Annotated in this window: 16 protein-coding genes and 1 tRNA gene; 12 read left to right on the forward strand and 5 right to left on the reverse strand. The window is 61.9% G+C overall.

Going from position 1 to position 18,816, the window contains the following annotated elements:
- Positions 1–22: 22 nt before the first annotated feature.
- The 5 genes from BUC36_RS15645 to BUC36_RS15665 form a co-directional block, all read right to left on the reverse strand.
- The gene (locus BUC36_RS15645) at positions 23–2,140 is read right to left on the reverse strand and encodes a 3-hydroxyacyl-CoA dehydrogenase NAD-binding domain-containing protein (RefSeq protein ID WP_073276872.1); all 2,118 of its coding nucleotides are present in this window, start codon (positions 2,138–2,140) and stop codon (positions 23–25) included.
- 213 nt (positions 2,141–2,353) lie between these two features.
- Positions 2,354–3,385 (reverse strand): phosphotransferase, encoded by a 1,032-nt coding sequence (locus tag BUC36_RS15650; protein ID WP_073276874.1) that lies wholly within the window; start codon positions 3,383–3,385, stop codon positions 2,354–2,356.
- Complete coding sequence (locus BUC36_RS15655; RefSeq protein WP_073276876.1) at positions 3,382–4,620, reverse strand: acyl-CoA dehydrogenase family protein; 1,239 nt, start codon at positions 4,618–4,620, stop codon at positions 3,382–3,384. Before BUC36_RS15655 ends, BUC36_RS15650 begins: the two co-directional genes overlap by 4 nt.
- A gap of 23 nt (positions 4,621–4,643) precedes the next feature.
- Positions 4,644–5,312 (reverse strand): histidine phosphatase family protein, encoded by a 669-nt coding sequence (locus BUC36_RS15660; protein WP_073276878.1) that lies wholly within the window; start codon positions 5,310–5,312, stop codon positions 4,644–4,646.
- Between the two features lie 40 nt (positions 5,313–5,352).
- Positions 5,353–6,537, reverse strand: coding sequence for an acetyl-CoA C-acyltransferase (locus BUC36_RS15665; RefSeq protein ID WP_073276881.1), 1,185 nt, complete (start codon positions 6,535–6,537; stop codon positions 5,353–5,355).
- Between the two features lie 256 nt (positions 6,538–6,793).
- Between BUC36_RS15665 and BUC36_RS15670 the strand changes: the two genes are divergently transcribed.
- The 12 genes from BUC36_RS15670 to BUC36_RS15725 all read left to right on the forward strand — a co-directional run bounded on the left by BUC36_RS15670 (position 6,794) and on the right by BUC36_RS15725 (position 18,067).
- The gene (locus BUC36_RS15670; protein ID WP_073276883.1) at positions 6,794–7,309 is read left to right on the forward strand and encodes a CinA family protein; all 516 of its coding nucleotides are present in this window, start codon (positions 6,794–6,796) and stop codon (positions 7,307–7,309) included.
- A gap of 79 nt (positions 7,310–7,388) precedes the next feature.
- Complete coding sequence (gene recA, locus BUC36_RS15675; RefSeq protein WP_073276885.1) at positions 7,389–8,423, forward strand: recombinase RecA; 1,035 nt, start codon at positions 7,389–7,391, stop codon at positions 8,421–8,423.
- 15 nt (positions 8,424–8,438) lie between these two features.
- A complete protein-coding gene (locus tag BUC36_RS15680) occupies positions 8,439–8,939 on the forward strand; it encodes a regulatory protein RecX (protein WP_073276887.1) in 501 nt (166 codons plus the stop codon).
- Between the two features lie 106 nt (positions 8,940–9,045).
- The gene (gene glpK / locus BUC36_RS15685; protein WP_073276889.1) at positions 9,046–10,536 is read left to right on the forward strand and encodes a glycerol kinase GlpK; all 1,491 of its coding nucleotides are present in this window, start codon (positions 9,046–9,048) and stop codon (positions 10,534–10,536) included.
- Between the two features lie 99 nt (positions 10,537–10,635).
- Positions 10,636–11,652 carry a class I fructose-bisphosphate aldolase gene (locus BUC36_RS15690; protein WP_073276891.1) on the forward strand — a complete coding sequence of 339 codons (1,017 nt, stop codon included), beginning with the start codon at positions 10,636–10,638 and terminating at the stop codon, positions 11,650–11,652.
- A 47-nt stretch (positions 11,653–11,699) separates the two neighbouring features.
- Complete coding sequence (locus BUC36_RS15695) at positions 11,700–12,539, forward strand: alpha/beta hydrolase (RefSeq protein ID WP_073276893.1); 840 nt, start codon at positions 11,700–11,702, stop codon at positions 12,537–12,539.
- A 124-nt stretch (positions 12,540–12,663) separates the two neighbouring features.
- Positions 12,664–12,849, forward strand: a complete 186-nt coding sequence (locus BUC36_RS15700) for a Trm112 family protein (protein ID WP_073276895.1) — start codon at positions 12,664–12,666, stop codon at positions 12,847–12,849.
- A 4-nt stretch (positions 12,850–12,853) separates the two neighbouring features.
- On the forward strand, positions 12,854–13,201 hold the full coding sequence (locus BUC36_RS15705; RefSeq protein WP_073276897.1) for a histidine triad nucleotide-binding protein: 348 nt from the start codon (positions 12,854–12,856) through the stop codon (positions 13,199–13,201).
- A gap of 72 nt (positions 13,202–13,273) precedes the next feature.
- On the forward strand, positions 13,274–15,886 hold the full coding sequence (gene alaS / locus BUC36_RS15710) for an alanine--tRNA ligase (RefSeq protein ID WP_073276899.1): 2,613 nt from the start codon (positions 13,274–13,276) through the stop codon (positions 15,884–15,886).
- Positions 15,887–16,021: 135 nt separating this feature from the next.
- The gene (locus tag BUC36_RS15715; protein ID WP_073276901.1) at positions 16,022–17,269 is read left to right on the forward strand and encodes an aspartate kinase; all 1,248 of its coding nucleotides are present in this window, start codon (positions 16,022–16,024) and stop codon (positions 17,267–17,269) included.
- 213 nt (positions 17,270–17,482) lie between these two features.
- Positions 17,483–17,677: a carbon storage regulator CsrA gene (gene csrA, locus BUC36_RS15720; RefSeq protein ID WP_073276903.1), complete on the forward strand. Its 195-nt coding sequence runs from the start codon at positions 17,483–17,485 to the stop codon at positions 17,675–17,677.
- A 300-nt stretch (positions 17,678–17,977) separates the two neighbouring features.
- Positions 17,978–18,067, forward strand: a tRNA-Ser gene (locus BUC36_RS15725).
- Positions 18,068–18,816 lie beyond the last annotated feature (749 nt).

Genomic DNA, 18,816 nt, shown 5'->3' on the forward strand with positions numbered 1-18,816 from the left:
CTTTTCGGGCAATGGGCCGAAACTACGGCCGATAGTCCCGAAACTTTTTGCCTGCCTTGGCTAATTTTTCCAGCAGCGGTGCCGGCTTGAACCAGGTCTCGCCATAGCGCAGCTGTTTCCGATACTTGTTCAGGCCCGCCAGTACTCTGTCCAGGCCGATCTCGTCGGCGTACTGCATCGGGCCGCCGCGATAACGCGGGAAGCCGAAACCGTAAGCGAGCACCACATCAATATCGCCGGAGCGGGCGGCGATGCCTTCCTCGAGAATGCGGGCGCCCTCGTTGATGATTGGATAGATGGTGCGCTCGAGAATTTCCTCGTCACCCAGTTCGCGCTGTTCGATCGCAAATTCTTCGGCGGCAGTGGCCGCGATCTGCAGCACCTCCGGGTCCTCGCGCCGGGCGCGACCCTCGTAGATAAACAGGCCGCGACCGCTTTTCTGGCCGAAGCGCTCTAGCTCGAACAGCTTGCGCGGCACCGCGCAGTAGCTCGGATCCAGGTCGACAGTGTGGGCCCGGCGGTCGGCGCGGGCCTGCACGACGATATCGATACCGGCCAGGTCGACCACCGACGGCAGGCCCATCGGCATGCCGAAGTCGGTGTGCACCCGGTCGATCTGCGCGGGCGTGGCGCCCTCGAGCAGCAGCGCCATGGATTCGCGCACATAGGGCTCGGTGGCGCGATTGCCGATAAAGCCCCAGCACACGCCGGAAACTACCGGCACTTTTTTGATTCGCCGCGCCAGCTGCACCGCAGTCAGCAGCGCATCGTCGGCGGTCTGCTCACCACGGACGATTTCCAGCAGTTTCATGACGTTGGCTGGGCTGAAGAAGTGCAGGCCGATGACATCCTGTGGGCGACTGGTAACGGCGGCAATTTCGTCAACATCCAGCGTCGAGGTATTGGTGGCGAGGATCGCGCCGGGCTTGCAGCTCTGCTCCAGCGCACGGAATACCTTTTTCTTGATATCCATATTCTCGAATACCGCCTCGATCACCAGATCGGCATCGTCCAGGTCGGTGTAATCGGTGGTGGTCTGCAGCAGCGCCATGCGTTGGTCCAGCTGTTCGCTCGACAGGCGTCCCTTCTTCACCGTGTATTCATAATTTTTGCGGATAACGCCGATACCGCGTTGCAGTGCTTCTGCGTTGAGATCGAGGATGATCGTCGGGATGCCGGCATTGAGGAAATTCATCGCGATACCGCCGCCCATGGTGCCGGAACCGATCACCGCCACCTTGCGGATATCGCGCACCGGGGTGCTGCTGGTATCGATACCGGGGATCTTGCCGACGCCGCGCTCGGCGAAAAACAGGTGCTGCTGCGCGCGGGCCTGGGGGGTGTCGAGGCACTCCATAAACAGCGCGTTTTCCCGTTGCAGCCCTTCAGCCAGCGGCAATTCACAGGCCGCTTCCACCGCCTGAATGCAGCGTTCCGGCGCGTAGTAGCCGTGAGTCCGCGGCGCGATGGTTGTGCGGAACTCGGTGAAATAGTTGTCCGGCAGCTCGCTGGTATCGATCGCAATATCTTCGCAGCGACGCTTGGGCGCCGACTCGGCAGACAGTTGCGCGGCATAAGTTACGGCCGCCTCGACGAAATCGGTATCGGCGTCGTGAAGGCGATCGACCACGCCGGCATCGCACAGCTGCGCGGCGCCGTAGGGGCGACCACTGGTGATCATGTCCAGCGCCAGCGGCACGCCGCCAAGGCGCGGCAGGCGCTGGGTGCCGCCGGCGCCCGGCAGCAGGCCGAGATTTACTTCCGGCAGGCCGAGCCTGGCCTGTGGCAGCGCGATGCGATAGTCACTGGCCAGCGCCAGCTCGAAGCCGCCGCCCAGTGCCAGTCCGTTGATGGCGGCGATGACCAGTTTGGGTGCGGTTTCGATGGCATTGCACACCTGTGGCAGGTCTGGCTTGGCCAAGGCACCGCCGGTGGAAAACTCGGTGATATCGGCCCCGCCGCAGAAAACCTTGCCGCTGGAAGCCAGCACAATGGTATCGACTGCATCGTCGTCGACGGCGCGCTGCAAGCTAGTCAGTAGGCTCTGGCGCAGTGCCTGGCCGAGGCCGTTGACCGGCGGCTGGTTGAGGGTGATTACCGCGGTGCTGCCGCGGAGCTGATAGAGAGAGGCGTTACTCATGGTACTGCTTTCGTTACTGTCGGATCGGATGTGCCAGCCGCTGCCGGCGCACCGATACTGCGCGCGTGCGCTCCGCCGGGATAACAGCGTTACCCGGCGCGAATCCCCGCGGCGCTACATCGACCATCTCGTCCTGAGTAGCCGGTTGCTGTTCGCGGCCAGCCTGCATTGAGGCCCGGCAGGGCATCCAGCGCTGGTCCGCGTCTCAGATCGTTACTGCTGCTCGGCGATGGCTTCGAGGGCGAGCTCGGCCAGTGGGCCGACATATTTGCCCATCTCGGCGGCGTTCTTGTTGGACGCGTTGCCGTCGACCGCGCGCTTGGCGACGCCCTGGATGATTGCCGCCAGGCGGAAGAAGCTGAACGCCACATAGAAGCTGAAGTTGTCGATCTTCTCGATGCCCATCCGCTTGCAGTAAGTCGCGACATACTCCTGTTCGGACGGTATGCCGAGCGCGTGCAGATCCTTGCCGAGCAGGCCCGATACCTTGCCGATCGCCGGCATGCGCATCTGCATGCACAGGTAGCCGACGTCGGCGAAAGGGTGCCCCAGGGTGGACAGCTCCCAGTCGAGCAGGGCGATGGCGCGCGGCTCGGTCGGGTGCAGCATCAGGTTGTCGAGGCGGTAGTCGCCGTGCACCAGCGAGACGCGGCCGTCGTCTTCGGGAATATTGTCGGCGAGCCAGGCCATCAGCTGTTCCATCGGCTCGATGCGCTCAAGCTCCGACGCCCGGTACTGGCTGCTCCAGCGATCGAACTGGCGCTGGAAATAATTACCGGGGCGGCCGTAGTCGGCGAGCCCCACCTTGTCGACGTCGACCAGGTGCAGCGCGGCGAGTACGCGGTTCAGCTCGTCGTAGATGGCGGTGCGCTCTTCCTTGCTCACTTCCGGCAGCGCCGCATCCCAGAAAATACGCCCCTCCAGGAATTCCATGACGTAGAACATGGAGCCGATGACGTCGCGGTCCTCGCACAGGTGGTAGACCTTGGCCACCGGCACATCGGTATCCGCCAGTGCCTTCAGCACCCGGTACTCGCGGTCCACCGCGTGGGCCGATTTCAATAGCTTGCCCGGGGGCTGGCGGCGCAACACGTAGACGCCGGAAGCGGCGGTAATCTTGAAGGTGGGGTTGGATTGCCCACCGGAGAATTTCTCCGCACTGATCGGCCCCTTGAAGCCTTCGATATGCGCTTCCAGATAGGGCTGCAGTGCGGCCAGGTCGAGATTTTCGACGGCGCGGGTCATGCTTGCTCTCCGGATTCGCTGCGTTCATAGAACTCGCGGGACAGGTTGCGCCCCAGCTGCATCATGTGCACCTGGTCCGGGCCGTCGGCCAGGCGGATCGAGCGGGCCAGCGTATAGGCGCGGGCGAGGAAGGTGTCCTGGCTGACGCCGGCGGCACCGTGGATCTGGATCGCCCGGTCGATCACCCTGCAGCCCATGTTCGGGGCGACAATCTTGATCATCGCAATCAGGTCCTTGGCGGCCTTGTTGCCGCCCTGGTCCATTTTTGCCGCTGCCTTGAGGGTCAGCAGGCGGGCCTGTTCGATGTCGCAGGCGGACTGGGCGATGTCTTCGCGCACGGACTGCTGCTTGATCAGCGGGCGGCCGAAAGCGACCCGGCTCTCGGCGCGCTTGCACATCAGTTCCAGTGCGCGTTGTGCCAGGCCGATGGTGCGCATGCAGTGGTGGATGCGGCCCGGGCCGAGCCGGCCCTGGGCAATCTCGAAGCCGCGTCCCTCGCCCAGCAGCAGGTTGCTGGCCGGTACGCGCACATTGTCGAAGACCATCTCCGCGTGGCCTTCGGGGGCGTCGTCGTAGCCGAACACTTTCATCGGCCGCACCACGGTCACCCCGGGGGTGTCGGCGGGAACCAGAATCATCGACTGCTGGATGTACTTGTTGCTGTTGTCCGGATCGGTCTTGCCCATCACGATGTAGATCTTCGTGTGGTTATTGCAGGCCCCGGAGATGTACCACTTGCGACCGTTGATCACATAGTCATCGCCGTCGCGCACGATCGAGGTGGCGACATTGGTGGCGTCTGAGGAGGCCAGTTCCGGCTCGGTCATCGCAAAGGCGGAACGGATTTCGCCGTTCAACAGCGGCGTCAGCCACTGTTGCTGCTGCTCCTCATTGCCGTACTTGGCCAGCACTTCCATATTGCCGGTGTCCGGCGCATTGCAGTTGAACACTTCGGATGCCCAGTAGACCCGACCCATAATCTCGGCCAGCGGCGCATACTCTAGGTTGGTCAGGCCGGGGCTGAATTTGCCGTAGCTTTGCGGCAGAAACAGGTTCCACAGGCCGGCCGCCTTGGCTTTGTCTTTCAGTTCGGCCAGCAGCGCCGGCGGCTCCCAGCGATCGCCCTCGGCGACCTGCTGATCCCACAGCGCTTCATTCGGATAGATGTATTCATCCATGAAATCCAGCAGACGTTGGCGCAGCTCTTTTACTTTCGGGGAGAAATCAAAATCCATCGCGAGCTCCTTAAAGAGTCGGTTTAACTGAGCGTGATCGACCACAGGCGCTCCGGTGTGTCCAGATGCGGAACCTGATTGAAACCGGTCACATAAGCTTCGTTGGCGGTATAAAAACAGTGAGTGATCGCCGCATTGCGGCTCTGCATGTTGAGATTGACGAGCGTTTCGGCACCGAACCCCATCAGTTGGCTGAGCGCCATGCTGATGGCGCCGCCCGAAGTCGAGATCAGCGTGCGACCGCCGCGGCGGGCGAAGCCGAGCGCTTCGGCGACCCGTTGGCGGAACTCGCTCCAGCTCTCCTGCGAGTCGCAGGGCGGCAGGCGCTCCTCGGCCCAGGCCAGCATCGCCGCGCGCAGGCAGCGATAGACCTGCCGCACATTCCCCCAGTCATCGACCGCCTGATCCGGGTGGGCGTCAGCAAAGCGTTGCAGCAGCGCCTTGAAGTCGAACTCGTTGAAACCGGCGTGGGTTTCGAGTCGCGGCGGCTGCGCGAGCGCCGCACAGATCGTCTCGGCGGTCTGGTGGTGGCGCACCATCTCGCCGCAGATAACGCGGTCGAAGGCGATATCTCGCTGCCGGAAGTATTCTCCCAGCCACTGGCACTGCTGAAAGCCCAGTTCGGACAGCTGGTCGTAGTTGGGGCTGCCGAACGAGGCCTGCCCGTGCCGGACAAAGTAAAGCTCCGCCATGGGAAGGCCCGCCGCCTGATGATCGCTGCGCGAGGCGCCGTCAGGCGACCTCGAACAGGCCGGCCGCACCCATGCCGCCGCCAATACACATACTGACCACGACAAATTTGGCGCCGCGGCGCTTGCCCTCGATCAGGGCGTGGCCGACGAGACGGGAACCCGTCATGCCGTAGGGGTGGCCGACCGAGATGCCGCCGCCGTTGACATTGTAGATTTCCGGATCGATGCCCAAGTGGTCGCGACAGTACAGCGCCTGCACCGCAAAGGCCTCGTTCAGTTCCCACAGGCCGATATCGTTGATGCGCAGGCCGTGCTGCTTGAGCAGTTTCGGAATCGCGTAGATCGGCGCAATGCCCATCTCCTCGGGGGCGTTGCCGGCCACGGCGATGCCGCGGTAGATGCCCAGTGGCTCGAGGCCGCGCTGCTCGGCCAGCTTGCGCTCCATGACCACACAAGCGGAGGCGCCGTCGGACAGCTGGCTGGCGTTGCCGGCGGTGATCACGCCACCGTCGATCACCGGATCCAGGCTCTGCAGGCTCTCCAGCGTGGTGGACGGACGGTTGCCTTCGTCGCGGTCGAGGGTGACCTCGCGATAGGAGACCTCTTTGGTCTCGCGGTCCTGCACCGCCATGGTGGTGGTGAAGGGGACGATTTCGTCGTCGAACTTGCCGGCCTGCTGCGCCGCCGCGGTGCGCTGCTGTGACAGCAGCGCGTATTCGTCCTGCGCTTCACGGCTGATATTGTAGACTTTGGCGACATGTTCCGCCGTCATCAGCATCGGCATATAGGCGTGCTTTTCCTGGCGGATGACATTCTCGTCGGTGGCTTCGCCCACCCACTTGAAGTAGTTCGGTTGCACCGCGGTAATGTTTTCCTGGCCACCGGCCAGCACGATATTCTGCTGGTCGACGATGATCTGCTTGGCCGCCATACCGATCGCCATCAGGCCCGACGAACACTGGCGGTCGATGGTCTGGGCGGAAACGGTGTTCGGCAGGCCAGCGGCAATGACTGCGTTGCGGGCGACGTTCATGCCCGCGGTGCCGGCACAGAGCACGGATCCCATCACCGCGTCGTCGATCTCGGCACCATCGACACCGGCGCGTTCAACGGCGTGCTTGATGCAGTGGCCGAGCATGGTCGGGGACTTGGTGTTGTTGAGCGATCCGCGAAACGCTTTGCCCATACCGGTACGCGCGGTGGATACGATGACGGCTTCTTTCATGGTCTGGCTCCATAGTGTCAATTCTTGATGCGGCACCGGACCGGGGTCAGGGCACCAGTAGCGGTCTTCCGGTCAGACTGCCGAGCACTCACATTGAGCCGAGAATAAGGCCTGCCCTGGTATTTCTGTAATTTATTAGGGTGATGCATCATTATTTTCAGTGATTATCAAATGTCCTGGCTGGGGCGGTCGGCCGCTTTGCCTGTTCTTCAGCGGAGGCGCTATCCTTGCGCCTCGTATAAATGGAGGCAGGGAAATGGCTGGTGAACTGGATATCTCCGCGCGGGCACAGTCGCTCGGCGAGGAGCTGCACAAGCGCAAGTGGCTCTGTACCACTGCGGAGTCCTGTACCGGTGGCGGTATTGCGGCAGCGATCACGGCGGTGGCCGGCGCCTCCGACTGGTTCGAAGGCGCGGTGGTCAGCTACGCGAACCGCATCAAGCGCGACCTGCTGTCGGTATCGGCAGAGGATCTGGAAACCTTCGGTGCCGTGAGCGAACAGGTGGTCCGACAGATGGCCAGCGGCGTGCTGGCGCTGATGGATGCCAATGTGGCCGTAGCGGTCAGCGGTATCGCCGGGCCCGATGGGGGCAGTGAAGAGAAACCGGTGGGTACTGTCTGGATCGCCTGGGCCCACTCCGAAGGGCAGGAACCGGTGGATATCGACGCCCGGTGTTTCCATTTTTCCGGCGATCGCGCCCGGGTGCAGGCGCAGACGGTGGCCGAGGCGTTGCGGGGCATGCTGACGCTGGTGCAGGCTCACCCGCTGTAGCCGATTACTGGTTGCTTATACAGTAATCCTTCGTTAAGCTTGCCCGCAACTAACAACGTTCAAACACACGGGAAGGGTCATGGATTCCAACAAAGACAAGGCACTGCAGGCGGCGCTGTCACAGATCGAGCGCCAGTTCGGTAAAGGTACCGTTATGCGCATGGGGGACAAGGAGCGCGAGCGTATTCCCGCGATCTCCACCGGTTCCCTGGGCCTCGATGTCGCGTTGGGCATCGGCGGCCTGCCGCGCGGCCGTATCGTCGAGATCTACGGCCCGGAATCCTCTGGTAAAACCACCCTGACCCTGCAGGTGATCGCCGAAGCCCAGCGCAAGGGCGGCACCTGTGCCTTCGTCGACGCCGAGCACGCGCTGGATCCGATCTATGCGGAAAAGCTGGGCGTGAATGTGGACGAGCTGATCGTGTCCCAGCCGGATACCGGCGAACAGGCACTGGAAGTGGCCGACATGCTGGTGCGCTCCGGTGCGGTTGACGTACTGGTGGTCGACTCGGTGGCGGCATTGACGCCGCGTGCCGAGATCGAGGGCGAGATGGGGGATTCCCACGTGGGCCTGCAGGCGCGCCTGATGTCCCAGGCGCTGCGCAAGCTGACCGGTAACATCAAGAACACCAACACCCTGTGTGTATTCATCAACCAGATCCGCATGAAGATCGGTGTGATGTTCGGCTCCCCGGAGACCACCACCGGTGGTAACGCGCTCAAGTTCTACTCCTCAGTGCGCCTGGATATTCGCCGTATCGGTTCGGTGAAAGAGGGCGACGAAGTAGTGGGCAACGAGACCCGCGTGAAAGTGGTCAAGAACAAGGTGGCGCCGCCGTTCAAGCAGACCGAGTTCCAGATCATGTACGGCCAGGGCATTAACCTGCTCGGTGAGATTATCGACTACGGCGTCAAGCTGGGCCTGATCGACAAGGCCGGTGCCTGGTACAGCTACAAGGGTGACAAGATCGGCCAGGGCAAGGCCAATGCGGTCAAGTTCCTGACCGAGAACCGGGAAATCCGCGACGAGATCGAGGGCCAGCTGCGCGCGCAACTGCTGGGCGATCTGGTACCGGCCAAGCCGGCAGAGGCCCTGGAAGTCCCCGAAGAGTAAACGCCGGAAGGTTAAGTGTCTTCTTCCGACAAGACCACCAATGCTCAGGCGCTGTTCGGCGCGGCGCTTGAGCTGCTTACCCGCCGCGAGCACTCGCGCTTCGAACTGAAGCAGAAGCTCGCGGACAAATTCCCCGGCGCCGACTTCGACGCGCTGTTTGAGCGCCTGCACGAACTCAACTACCAGTCCGACCGGCGCTTTGCCGAAGTCTTCGCCCGCTCGCGGGTGCAGCGCGGCCAGGGGCCGCTGCGTATTCGCCGCGAGTTGCAGCAGCGAGGTATCGGCAGCGAATTGATCGGTGGCGCGCTGGAGCAGGCGGACGCCGACTGGTTTGCGCTCGCCGCCGAGCAGTTGCAGCGCAAGTACCGCACGCCGATCAGCGCCGCCCTGCCACGTGAGCGGCAGCTCAAGGAACGCGCGCGGCGCAGCCGCTATCTCGCCTATCGCGGTTTTCCCGCCGATGCCATCAATTGGGCGCTGGACGCAGAGGAATCCGACTTATACTCTGACTTCTAGGAGTGGCTGCTGCCGGCGATCGGAACTATGCGCTAATGCGGATCCGACGCGGCAATAGACCGCTCCCGCAGATGATGAGAGAAAAAATAATAAGTGCGAGAGTCCTATGATCCTGTCCATCGACCAGGGCACCACTGGCACCACGGCTTTCGTCTTCGCTAGCAACGGCGACCTGATCGGCCGCAGCTATTCCGAGCTTCCCAACTACTATCCCCGTCCCGGCTGGGTCGAGCAGCGGGCCGACGAGATCTGGCAGGTCACCCTGCGGGTCTGCGCGGCGGCGCTGGAGCGCGCCGGTATCGGCGCGACTGACCTGACCGCGATCGGCATCACTAACCAGCGCGAGACTACCATCCTGTGGGATCGGCAGACCGGCGCGCCGGTGTGTCCGGCGATTGTCTGGCAATGTCGCCGCTCCGCGGATATCTGTGAGGAGTTGGCGCGGGCCGGAAAGGGTGACTGGCTGCGCGAGCGCACCGGCCTGGTTCTCGATGCCTATTTTTCTGCCAGCAAGCTGCAGTGGCTGTTTCGCGATAGCCCCGAACTGCTGGCGCGCGCCCGTGCCGGTGATCTCTGTTTTGGCACAGTAGACAGCTGGCTGATCTGGAAGATGAGCGGCGGCCGCGCCCATCTCACCGACCATACCAATGCCAGCCGCACTCTCCTCTATAACCTGGAGCAAAAGCGCTGGGATCCGGAATTACTCGAGGTATTCGGCTGTCCCCAGTTGCAGGAGTCAGGCCTGTTGCCGGAGGTGATGCCGTCCGCGGGCCATTTCGCCGATACCGATCCGGAATCCTTCCTCGGCGCGACAGTACCCATTTGTGGCGTGGCCGGCGATCAGCAGGCGGCGCTTTTCGGCCAGGGCTGCACCCGACCCGGCGATATCAAGAATACCTACGGCACCGGCTGTTTTATGCTGGCCTTCGCCGGAGCCGAGCGGCCACCGCTGCCTCAGGGGTTGCTGGCGACCATTGCCTGCGACGTGGCCGGCGGCCCTGCCTACGCCATCGAGGGGGCGGTATTTACCGGCGGCTCCGCGGTGCAGTGGCTGCGGGACGAAATGGGACTGATCCAGCAGGCCGCAGAAACGGAAGTGATTGCGCAGAGCGTGCCGAATACCCGTGGTGTCTATCTGGTGCCAGCGTTCAGTGGCCTCGGCGCGCCGCACTGGGATCCGTCGGCGCGCGGGACCGTTTGCGGTCTGAGTCGCGGCGCCGGCCGTGCGGAGCTGGTGCGCGCCACGCTGGAGTCCATCGCTTACCAGAGCGATGAACTGGCGCAGCTGATGGCTGAGGCCTTGGGAGTGCCGATCAGTCATATGCGCGTCGATGGCGGCGCCAGCGCCAACAATTTCCTGATGCAGTTCCAGGCGGATATATCCGCTCTGCGCGTGGAGCGCCCCCGGCAGATCGAATCCACGGCGGTCGGCGCGGCGCTGCTGGCCGGAATCGGTGCGGGTGTCTGGACCCCGGGGGAGTTACCGGAGTGCCTGCTGGAGATAGAACGGGATTTCTTGCCCAAAATGGCAGGGGCGCAACGGGAAGAGCTGCTCAGTGGCTGGCGCCGAGCCGTGGCCGCCTGCCGGGCGTTTTGACGGGACGGCCATCCGTGGGGCGGCCATCCGCGGGACGGCCATCCGCGGGGCGGCCATCCGCAGGGCGACCTAACCTCTAAGCAAAAGGAGATGCATCACATGTCGGTAAGCGAAGAACTGCAACAAACCATCGCCGAAATGGTAGACGGCCGCCGCGGCATACTGGCCGCCGACGAGAGCAATGGCACCATTGCCAAGCGTTTCGATTCCATCGGCGTCGAGTCGACCGAGGAAAATCGACGGTTCTACCGCGCCGCGCTGCTGTCCACCGAGGGCTTGGGCGAGTATGTCAGCGGCGTCATCCTGTTCGAGGAGACACTCGGGCAGGCCGATGGCGCCGGCACGCCGCTGCCCCAGCTGGCGGCGGCGCACAAGATAGTCCCCGGTATCAAGGTGGACAAGGGCAAGGGGCCGCTGCCCGGTGCCAGCGGCGACATGATCACCTACGGCTTGGACGGACTCGCCGAGCGCCTTGAAGGCTACAAGGCGCAAGGGGCGCGTTTCGCCAAGTGGCGCGAGGTCTATCCGATCAGTTCCCATAACCCGACGCGACTCGGCCTGACGGCGAACGCGGAAATGCTGGCGCGTTACGCGGCGGTCTGCCAGTCCGTGGGGGTGGTGCCCATCGTGGAGCCTGAAGTGCTGATAGACGGAGATCACAGCATCGAACGCAGTGCCGAGGTTAACGAACAGGTATGGCACGAGGTCTTTCATGCGTTGCATCGACACGGCGTGGTGCTGGAGCAGATGCTGCTGAAGCCGAGTATGGTGACGCCGGGTAAGGACTGCGACAAGGCCCCGCCAGAGCAGGTGGCGGAGTACACCCTGCGCAGTCTGCGCCGCGCGGTGCCCGCGGCGGTGCCCAGTATCAACTTCCTGTCCGGCGGACAGGGGCCCGAAGAGGCCACCGCCAACCTGAATGCGCTCAACCAGCTGTGGCAGGCGCCGTGGCAGTTGAGTTTCTCTTATGGGCGAGCGCTGCAGGAGCCGGCGCTGAAGGCCTGGCAAGGCAAGGCCGAGAACGGCCCGGCCCTGCAGCAGGCGCTCAACAAACGGGCGCGGCTGAATCACCTGGCCATGCTGGGCGAGTATCAAGAGAGCCTGGAGCGCGAATGACCTGAGTTCTGCTGGTCAAAACAACAATAAATCGATGGGAGAAAGCCATGGAATTTGTTGCACGCGGGAACCGCCTGCACTACCGCCGCTGGTGGGTGGAGAAGGCGCTGGGAATCGTGGTGATTTCCCACGGCCTCGGTGAGCACAGCGGGCGCTATCGGCAGCTGGCGCGGGACCTGAACCGATCGGGCTTCAGTGTCTACGCGTTGGATCACTATGGTCACGGGCAGTCGGACGGCAAGCGCGGCGACATCGATGATTTTGCGCACTACAGTGCGGATCTGCACGCGTTCATCCGGTTGGTGAAAAAGGATAATCCCGGCTGTGGCCTGCACCTGCTCGGGCACAGTATGGGCGGCGTGATCGCCTGCGGCTGCGCTGTTCGCTATGGCGGTATTGACAGCCTGGTACTGTCCGCCCCGGGTTTCCGCGGCGCCAAGGAGCCCGGTGGCCTGGAGCTGTGGCTGCTGCAGCGGCTGGTGAAGCTGTTCCCGCGCCTGACCCTGCCGAACCGGCTGGATATCCGCGGCATATGTCGCGATGAGTCCGTGGTTGCGGCCTATCGGGCCGACGAACTGGTGCACGATCGCGTGTCGCTGCAGTGGTTCAGCACTTTCCTGCGCGAGCGGGAATTCCTCTACCCGCGCCTCGGGCAGATCAGCGAACCCTGCCTGATGTTGTTGCCCGAGGGGGACCGCCTGGTGGATGTGGCGACCAGTCGCATCTGGTTCGACCGCCTCGGAAGTCACGCCAAGCAATTGCAGGTCTTCCCCGGCGCCTATCATGAGGTATTCAACGAAGTCGAGGAGGGCGCGCGCGCCCGCGAACTGCTGTTGCGGCACCTCCAATCCCTGTTGCCGCTACCGGTGGCCGCCGCGCTCACCTGAGCCCGGTGACCCGGAGCCGCAGAAGCTGCTGCGGATACGGTGAAAAACCCCATCAACCGTTGTACTATACGCGGTCATTTTTGAGCCGCGGGCACAGGGCTGCGGGTGATTTGTGGGGTGGAACATGGATAAGAAGTTACTGAGCCTGTTGGTGTGTCCGGTGAGCAAGGCGCCGCTCGAGTACCGGGAGGACAAGCAGGAGCTGGTGTGCAAGGCCAGTGGCCTGGCCTATCCGGTGCGCGACGGCATTCCCGTGATGCTGGAGTCCGAGGCGCGCCAGCTGACGGCTGAGGAAAAGCTGGAAAAGTAGACCGATGTCCGAACCCAGCGTCTTCAGCCAGATCATTTCCGGCGATATCCCCGTCGAGCGCGTGTTTGAGGACGAGCATTGCATCGTCATCAGGGACCGCTCCCCGCAGGCCCCGACCCATCTGCTGATAATCCCGCGCAAGCCGCTGACCAATCTCGCCGATGCGGAAGTCGAGGATAAACCGCTGCTGGGGCACTTGATGTGGGTGGCGGCTGAGCTGGGTAGGAAGCTGGGTCTCGAAGGCTATCGCCTGGTGGTCAACAACGGCCGCAGCGCGGGGCAGACGGTCTTCCACCTGCATATTCACCTGCTGGCGCAGAAGCGAATGCCGGAACAGGGCCTGGCCGAATAACCGAATTGTCGAAGTATCGCCCTGGCGGTGCCGACCGAACCAATCTCAATTAACGAAGTGGAATTACGCCGGATGAAAAGCGCACAGATTCGCGACGCCTTTCTGAATTACTTTGCCGAGCAGGGCCACACCATTGTGCCCTCCAGTTCCCTGGTGCCGGGCAATGACCCGACCCTGTTGTTCACCAACGCCGGCATGGTGCAGTTCAAGGACACCTTTCTCGGCCAGGAACAGCGCCCCTATTCCCGTGCAGTGAGTTCCCAGCGCTGCGTGCGCGCCGGCGGCAAGCACAACGACCTGGAAAACGTCGGCTATACCGCCCGTCACCACACCTTTTTCGAGATGTTGGGCAATTTCAGCTTCGGCGACTACTTCAAGCGCGAGGCCATCCAGTTTGCCTGGGAGTTCCTGACCAAGGTGTTGAACCTGCCGGAAGAGCGCCTGTGGGTGACCGTGCATATCAGTGACGACGAAGCCGCGGACATCTGGCTGAAAGAAGTGGGCGTCAGCGCCGAGCGCTTCTCGCGCCTCGATGAGGACAACTTCTGGCAGATGGGAGACACCGGCCCCTGCGGACCCAGTTCCGAGATCTTCTATGATCACGGCGCGGATGTGCCCGGCGGCCCGCCCGGATCCGACAACGACGATCTCGACCGCTATATCGAGATCTGGAATCTCGTGTTCATGCAGTTCGAGCGGGCGGCCGATGGCGAACTCTACCCGCTGCCGAAACCTTCTGTAGACACCGGTATGGGACTGGAGCGTATCGCCGCGGTGATGCAGGGGGTCCACTCCAACTATGAGATCGATCTGTTTCAGGCGCTGCTGACAGCGGCAGGTGAGATCGTCGGTTGTAAGGATCTGGAAGAAAAATCCCTGCGGGTGATTGCCGACCACATCCGTTCCTGCTCCTTCCTGATTGCCGACGGCGTTATGCCGTCCAACGAAGGGCGCGGCTTCGTGCTGCGCCGTATCATCCGCCGCGCTGTGCGCCACGGCCACAAGCTGGGCCACCAGGAGATCTTCTTCTACAAGTTGGTCGATGCGCTGGCGGAGCAGATGGGCGACGCCTATCCCGAGCTGCGTGAGAAGCAGCAAATTATCGAAAATGCGCTGCGCAAGGAAGAAGAGCAGTTCGCCAAAACCCTGGACAAGGGGCTGGCACTGCTGGAAGACGCGCTGTCTTCCCTCGAGGGCAGTGAGATTCCCGGTGAGCTGGTATTCACCCTACACGATACCTACGGCTTCCCCACTGACCTCACCCAGGACATCGCCCGGGAGCGGGATCTGACTCTGGATATGGCGGGATACGAGCAGGCGATGGAGGCCCAGCGCCAGCGCGCACGCGCCGCGGGCAAGTTCAAGCAGGATTACACCGGAGCCCTGGATCTGGAGGGCGCGACCGAGTTCCTGGGCTACGAAACTACCGCGGCCGAAGGCGTGATCGTCGCCATCGTCAAAGAGGGCGAACAGGTTGAGCGCCTGGAAGAGGGCGAAGAGGGGACCGTGGTTCTGGACCGCACGCCCTTCTATGCGGAGTCCGGCGGGCAGGTCGGCGACAGTGGTTATCTGAGTGCCGGTGGCAACCGTTTCGAGGTGCGCGATTGCACCAAGCAGGGCGCCCACCACCTGCATGTCGGTAAGGTGCTGCAGGGTGGCCTCGCTGTGGGCGACACGGTGACTGCGGATGTCTCATCGGATGTGCGCCAATCCACTGCACTCAATCACTCGGCGACGCACTTGCTGCACGCGGCACTGCGCAAGGTGCTCGGTGAGCACGTCACGCAAAAGGGGTCTCTGGTGGATTCCGAGCGTTTGCGCTTCGACTTCTCACACCCAGAAGCCGTGACAGCCAAACAGCTGCACGCCATTGAATCGCTGGTGAATGCACAGATCCGCTCCAATACCGCGGTGCACACCGAGGAAACCGATATCGAAAGCGCCAAGCTGAAGGGTGCCATGGCCCTGTTTGGCGAGAAGTACGGCGACAAGGTACGCGTGCTGTCCATGGGTGAAATCGATGACGGCAGTGCCTTCTCCGTTGAGCTCTGCGGCGGTACCCACGTCAAGCGCACCGGCGATATCGGCCTGCTGCGCATTGTCGGTGAGAGCGGCATCGCTTCCGGCCAGCGCCGTATCGAGGCAGTGACCGGCGCCCATGCGCTGGCGCTGTTCGACCAGGCGCAGCAGCGACTGGAGCATGTGGCTGCGCTGATTAAGGCGCGCCCCGATACCCTGGCCGACAAGGTCGAGCAGCTGCTGACCAGCAACCGCAAGCTGGAGAAGGAAATCGCCCAGCTGAAAACCAAACTGGCCAGCGGCGCCGGCGGCGATCTCTCCAGTCAGGCGGTGGAAGTAGCCGGCTTGAAACTGCTGGCGGTATCCATTGATGGTGCCGATCCCAAGTCCCTGCGCGACCTGGCCGACCAGATGAAGAACAAGCTCGGCAGCGGTGTGGTACTGCTAGCCGCGCCCGCGGAGGACAAAGTGGCGTTGGTGGCGGCGGTCACCAAAGACCTGACCGGTCGCATTTCCGCCGGAGATCTGATGCGATTCGCCGCGGACAAGCTTGGCGGCAAGGGCGGCGGCCGCCCGGACATGGCCCAGGGCGGCGGCACCGATGTGGCGGCACTGCCAGCTCTGTTGAAAGAAGTACCGGGCTGGGTGGACGAACACCTGAACTAGTTAATTTCGGCCAATTTGACGCCATCCGACAAGTGTCAAGTTGATTTCGCTGAAGTTTGGTGATTTAGTGCGCGGCTTGCGCGAATTGGTACTGCGAGCGCAACACCCGGCAGTAGTAAGGAAACACTAAGACCTATGAGTTTGTTCGTGCAGAAATACGGTGGCACCTCAGTGGGCTCGATTGAGCGCATCGAGGCGGTCGCCGACAAAGTGGCCGCGTTTCGCGCCAAGGGTCATGAGATGGTGGTGGTGCTCTCCGCGATGAGTGGTGAGACTAACCGCCTGATTGATCTCGCTTACCAGATCCAGGAAAAGCCGGATCCGCGGGAGCTGGACGTGCTGGTTTCCACCGGGGAACAGGTGACCATTGCGCTGCTCAGCATGGCGCTGAAGAAGCGTGGCTATGACGCCTGTTCGTACACCGGCGGCCAGGTCAAGATTCTCACCGACAACGCCCATACCAAGGCGCGGATTCAGCGCATCGACGTCGAGCGCATGCGCCGCGACCTGGACACCGGCAAAGTTGTCGTGGTGGCGGGTTTTCAGGGCGTGGACGATGAGGGCAATATCACCACCCTCGGCCGCGGTGGCTCAGATACCACCGGTGTGGCTCTGGCGGCGGCGCTGGATGCTACCGAGTGCCAGATTTACACCGATGTCGATGGTGTCTATACCACCGACCCCCGCGTGGTTGACAGTGCACGTCGACTGGACCGGATCACCTTCGAAGAGATGCTGGAGATGGCCAGCCTCGGGTCGAAAGTTTTGCAGATCCGCGCGGTGGAATTCGCCGGGAAATACAAGGTGCCGCTGCGCGTACTCTCCACCTTTGAAGAGGGCGAGGGCACACTGATCAGTCTGGATGAGGAAGACAACGAGATGGAACAGCCAGTAGTTTCCGGCATCGCCTTTAACCGCGACGAAGCCAAACTGACCATTCGCGGTGTGCCGGATACCCCCGGCGTGGCCTGTCGTATTTTGGCGCCGATCGGAGCCGAGAATATCGAGGTGGACGTGATCGTCCAGAACATCAGTTCTGTCGATGGCACTACGGACTTCACTTTCACCGTGCATCGGAACGATCTCGGCAAGGCGCGCGAAGTACTTGAGCGGGTAGCGGCGGAGTTGGGTGCCAGAGAGGTGGTCACCGACGACAAGATCGCCAAGGTCTCCATTGTCGGTGTGGGCATGCGCTCTCACGCCAACGTAGCAAGTCGTATGTTCAGTGCCCTGGGTGAAGACAATATCAACATTCAGATGATCACCACTTCCGAAATCAAGATCTCGGTGATCATCGATGAGCGCTACCTGGAACTGGCAGTGCGAGCATTGCACAGCGAGTTCGAGCTTTCGGAACCGAGGGAAGCGAGCGAGAAACTATAACCAGAGTGAAGGCGGCCGCGACCTATCCATAGCAATTTGGTCATTTGGCGTAGAGTCCAACCTGTTGAGATTTTGATCGACTGGTCAATACTGAATAGTGTGATGGGCTGTTTTCGACCTTTTGCGCCGCCATCCGGTTATGATGACCATAAGCGCAGCTCCAGGGAGCATCCCGCTGCGCTCTATCACAGGATGATCAAGGAGAAGTAGGTAATGTTGATTTTAACCCGCCGGATTGGCGAAACGCTGATGGTTGGTGACAATGTGACGGTTACCGTGCTGGGGGTGAAGGGCAATCAGGTGCGGATTGGTGTAAATGCACCGAAAGAGGTGGCCGTACACCGCGAAGAGATTTACCAGCGCATTCAGCGCGAAAAGCAGTCCTCCGACGAGGGCAGCAACGAGTAAGCGCGCTGAGCGAACCCAATAAGGCCGGTATTCCCGGCCTTTTTTGTTTGTGTTGAATATCGTGTGCGGCTCGCCGTGGCTGGCGGGCAGTCCGGGGCGGTATTCACTGGTTGTTCAATTGCTGTGCAGTCTCCACTCGAGTTTCAAAAAGTTATTGATTCCCCATTGATTTTTGCCTCGCCGTTGGTATGATGCCGTCCACTTTCAGCGGCCACCACACAGTGGCAAAGCTGCTGAAAAGAGGCCTCGGCAAGAGGCCATTCTGCGAAACCGGTCTCCGGTAAGCAGCAAAAGATTACAGGTGAGATGGCCGAGTGGCTGAAGGCGCGCCCCTGCTAAGGGCGTATGGGTTAACACTCATCGAGGGTTCGAATCCCTCTCTCACCGCCATACAAATTAAAGGGCCCTGCGTGCAGGGCCCTTTAATTTAGATCGGTTTGAGAGGGTGAGAACCCTGACGGGTTCGAGTCGGAGGCGCGTAGCGCCGGAGACCAGCGAGCGAAGCGAAGCTAATCCCTCTCTCACCGCCATCTAAGAAACACCCTCTCTCGAGAGGGTGTTTTTTTTGACTCGCGGCACGGTCGCCGCGGGTTGCGGAGCTGAAAAAACGCTCCGCAAACTGCCTCGAAAGTGGCTCTCAAAAATAGTTGAGAAAGCGCTTGCGAGGAGAGGGGAGGCCGCTATAATGCGCGCCACCTTGAGCGAAGCCGGTGACGGAATCGCCGCCCTAAAAACTCATTTTTTGCGATGGTTTTTGGTGGTGAAAAAGCTCCTTAAAAAGAGCTTGCCAAGGTCGAGGAGGTCGCTATAATGCGCGCCACTTCGAGAGGAGCTGAAAGGCTCCGCGAGGGGCTCCAGGCAGCCCTTCGAGAGAGGAAAGAGAAGCTGTTTAGCGCCCCTTCCTCCCCCCAAAAAAAGCTCCAAAAAAGAGCTTGCCAAGGTTGAAGAGGTCGCTATAATGCGCGCCCCTTCAGGCGGAACCGGAAGCGGTTTCGCGAGGCTGGGAAGAGATCTTCGGATCGCTGGAAAGTCTCGAAAAAGCTGCAAAAAAGCACTTGCTTCAGCAGCTCGGATGTGTAGAATACGCGTCCCGCAGTTAGGGCCTAGCGCTCAACTGAGTTGTTTAAAAATTCGATCAA

It is taken from the genome of Microbulbifer donghaiensis (assembly GCF_900129095.1).
Taxonomy (GTDB): domain Bacteria; phylum Pseudomonadota; class Gammaproteobacteria; order Pseudomonadales; family Cellvibrionaceae; genus Microbulbifer; species Microbulbifer donghaiensis.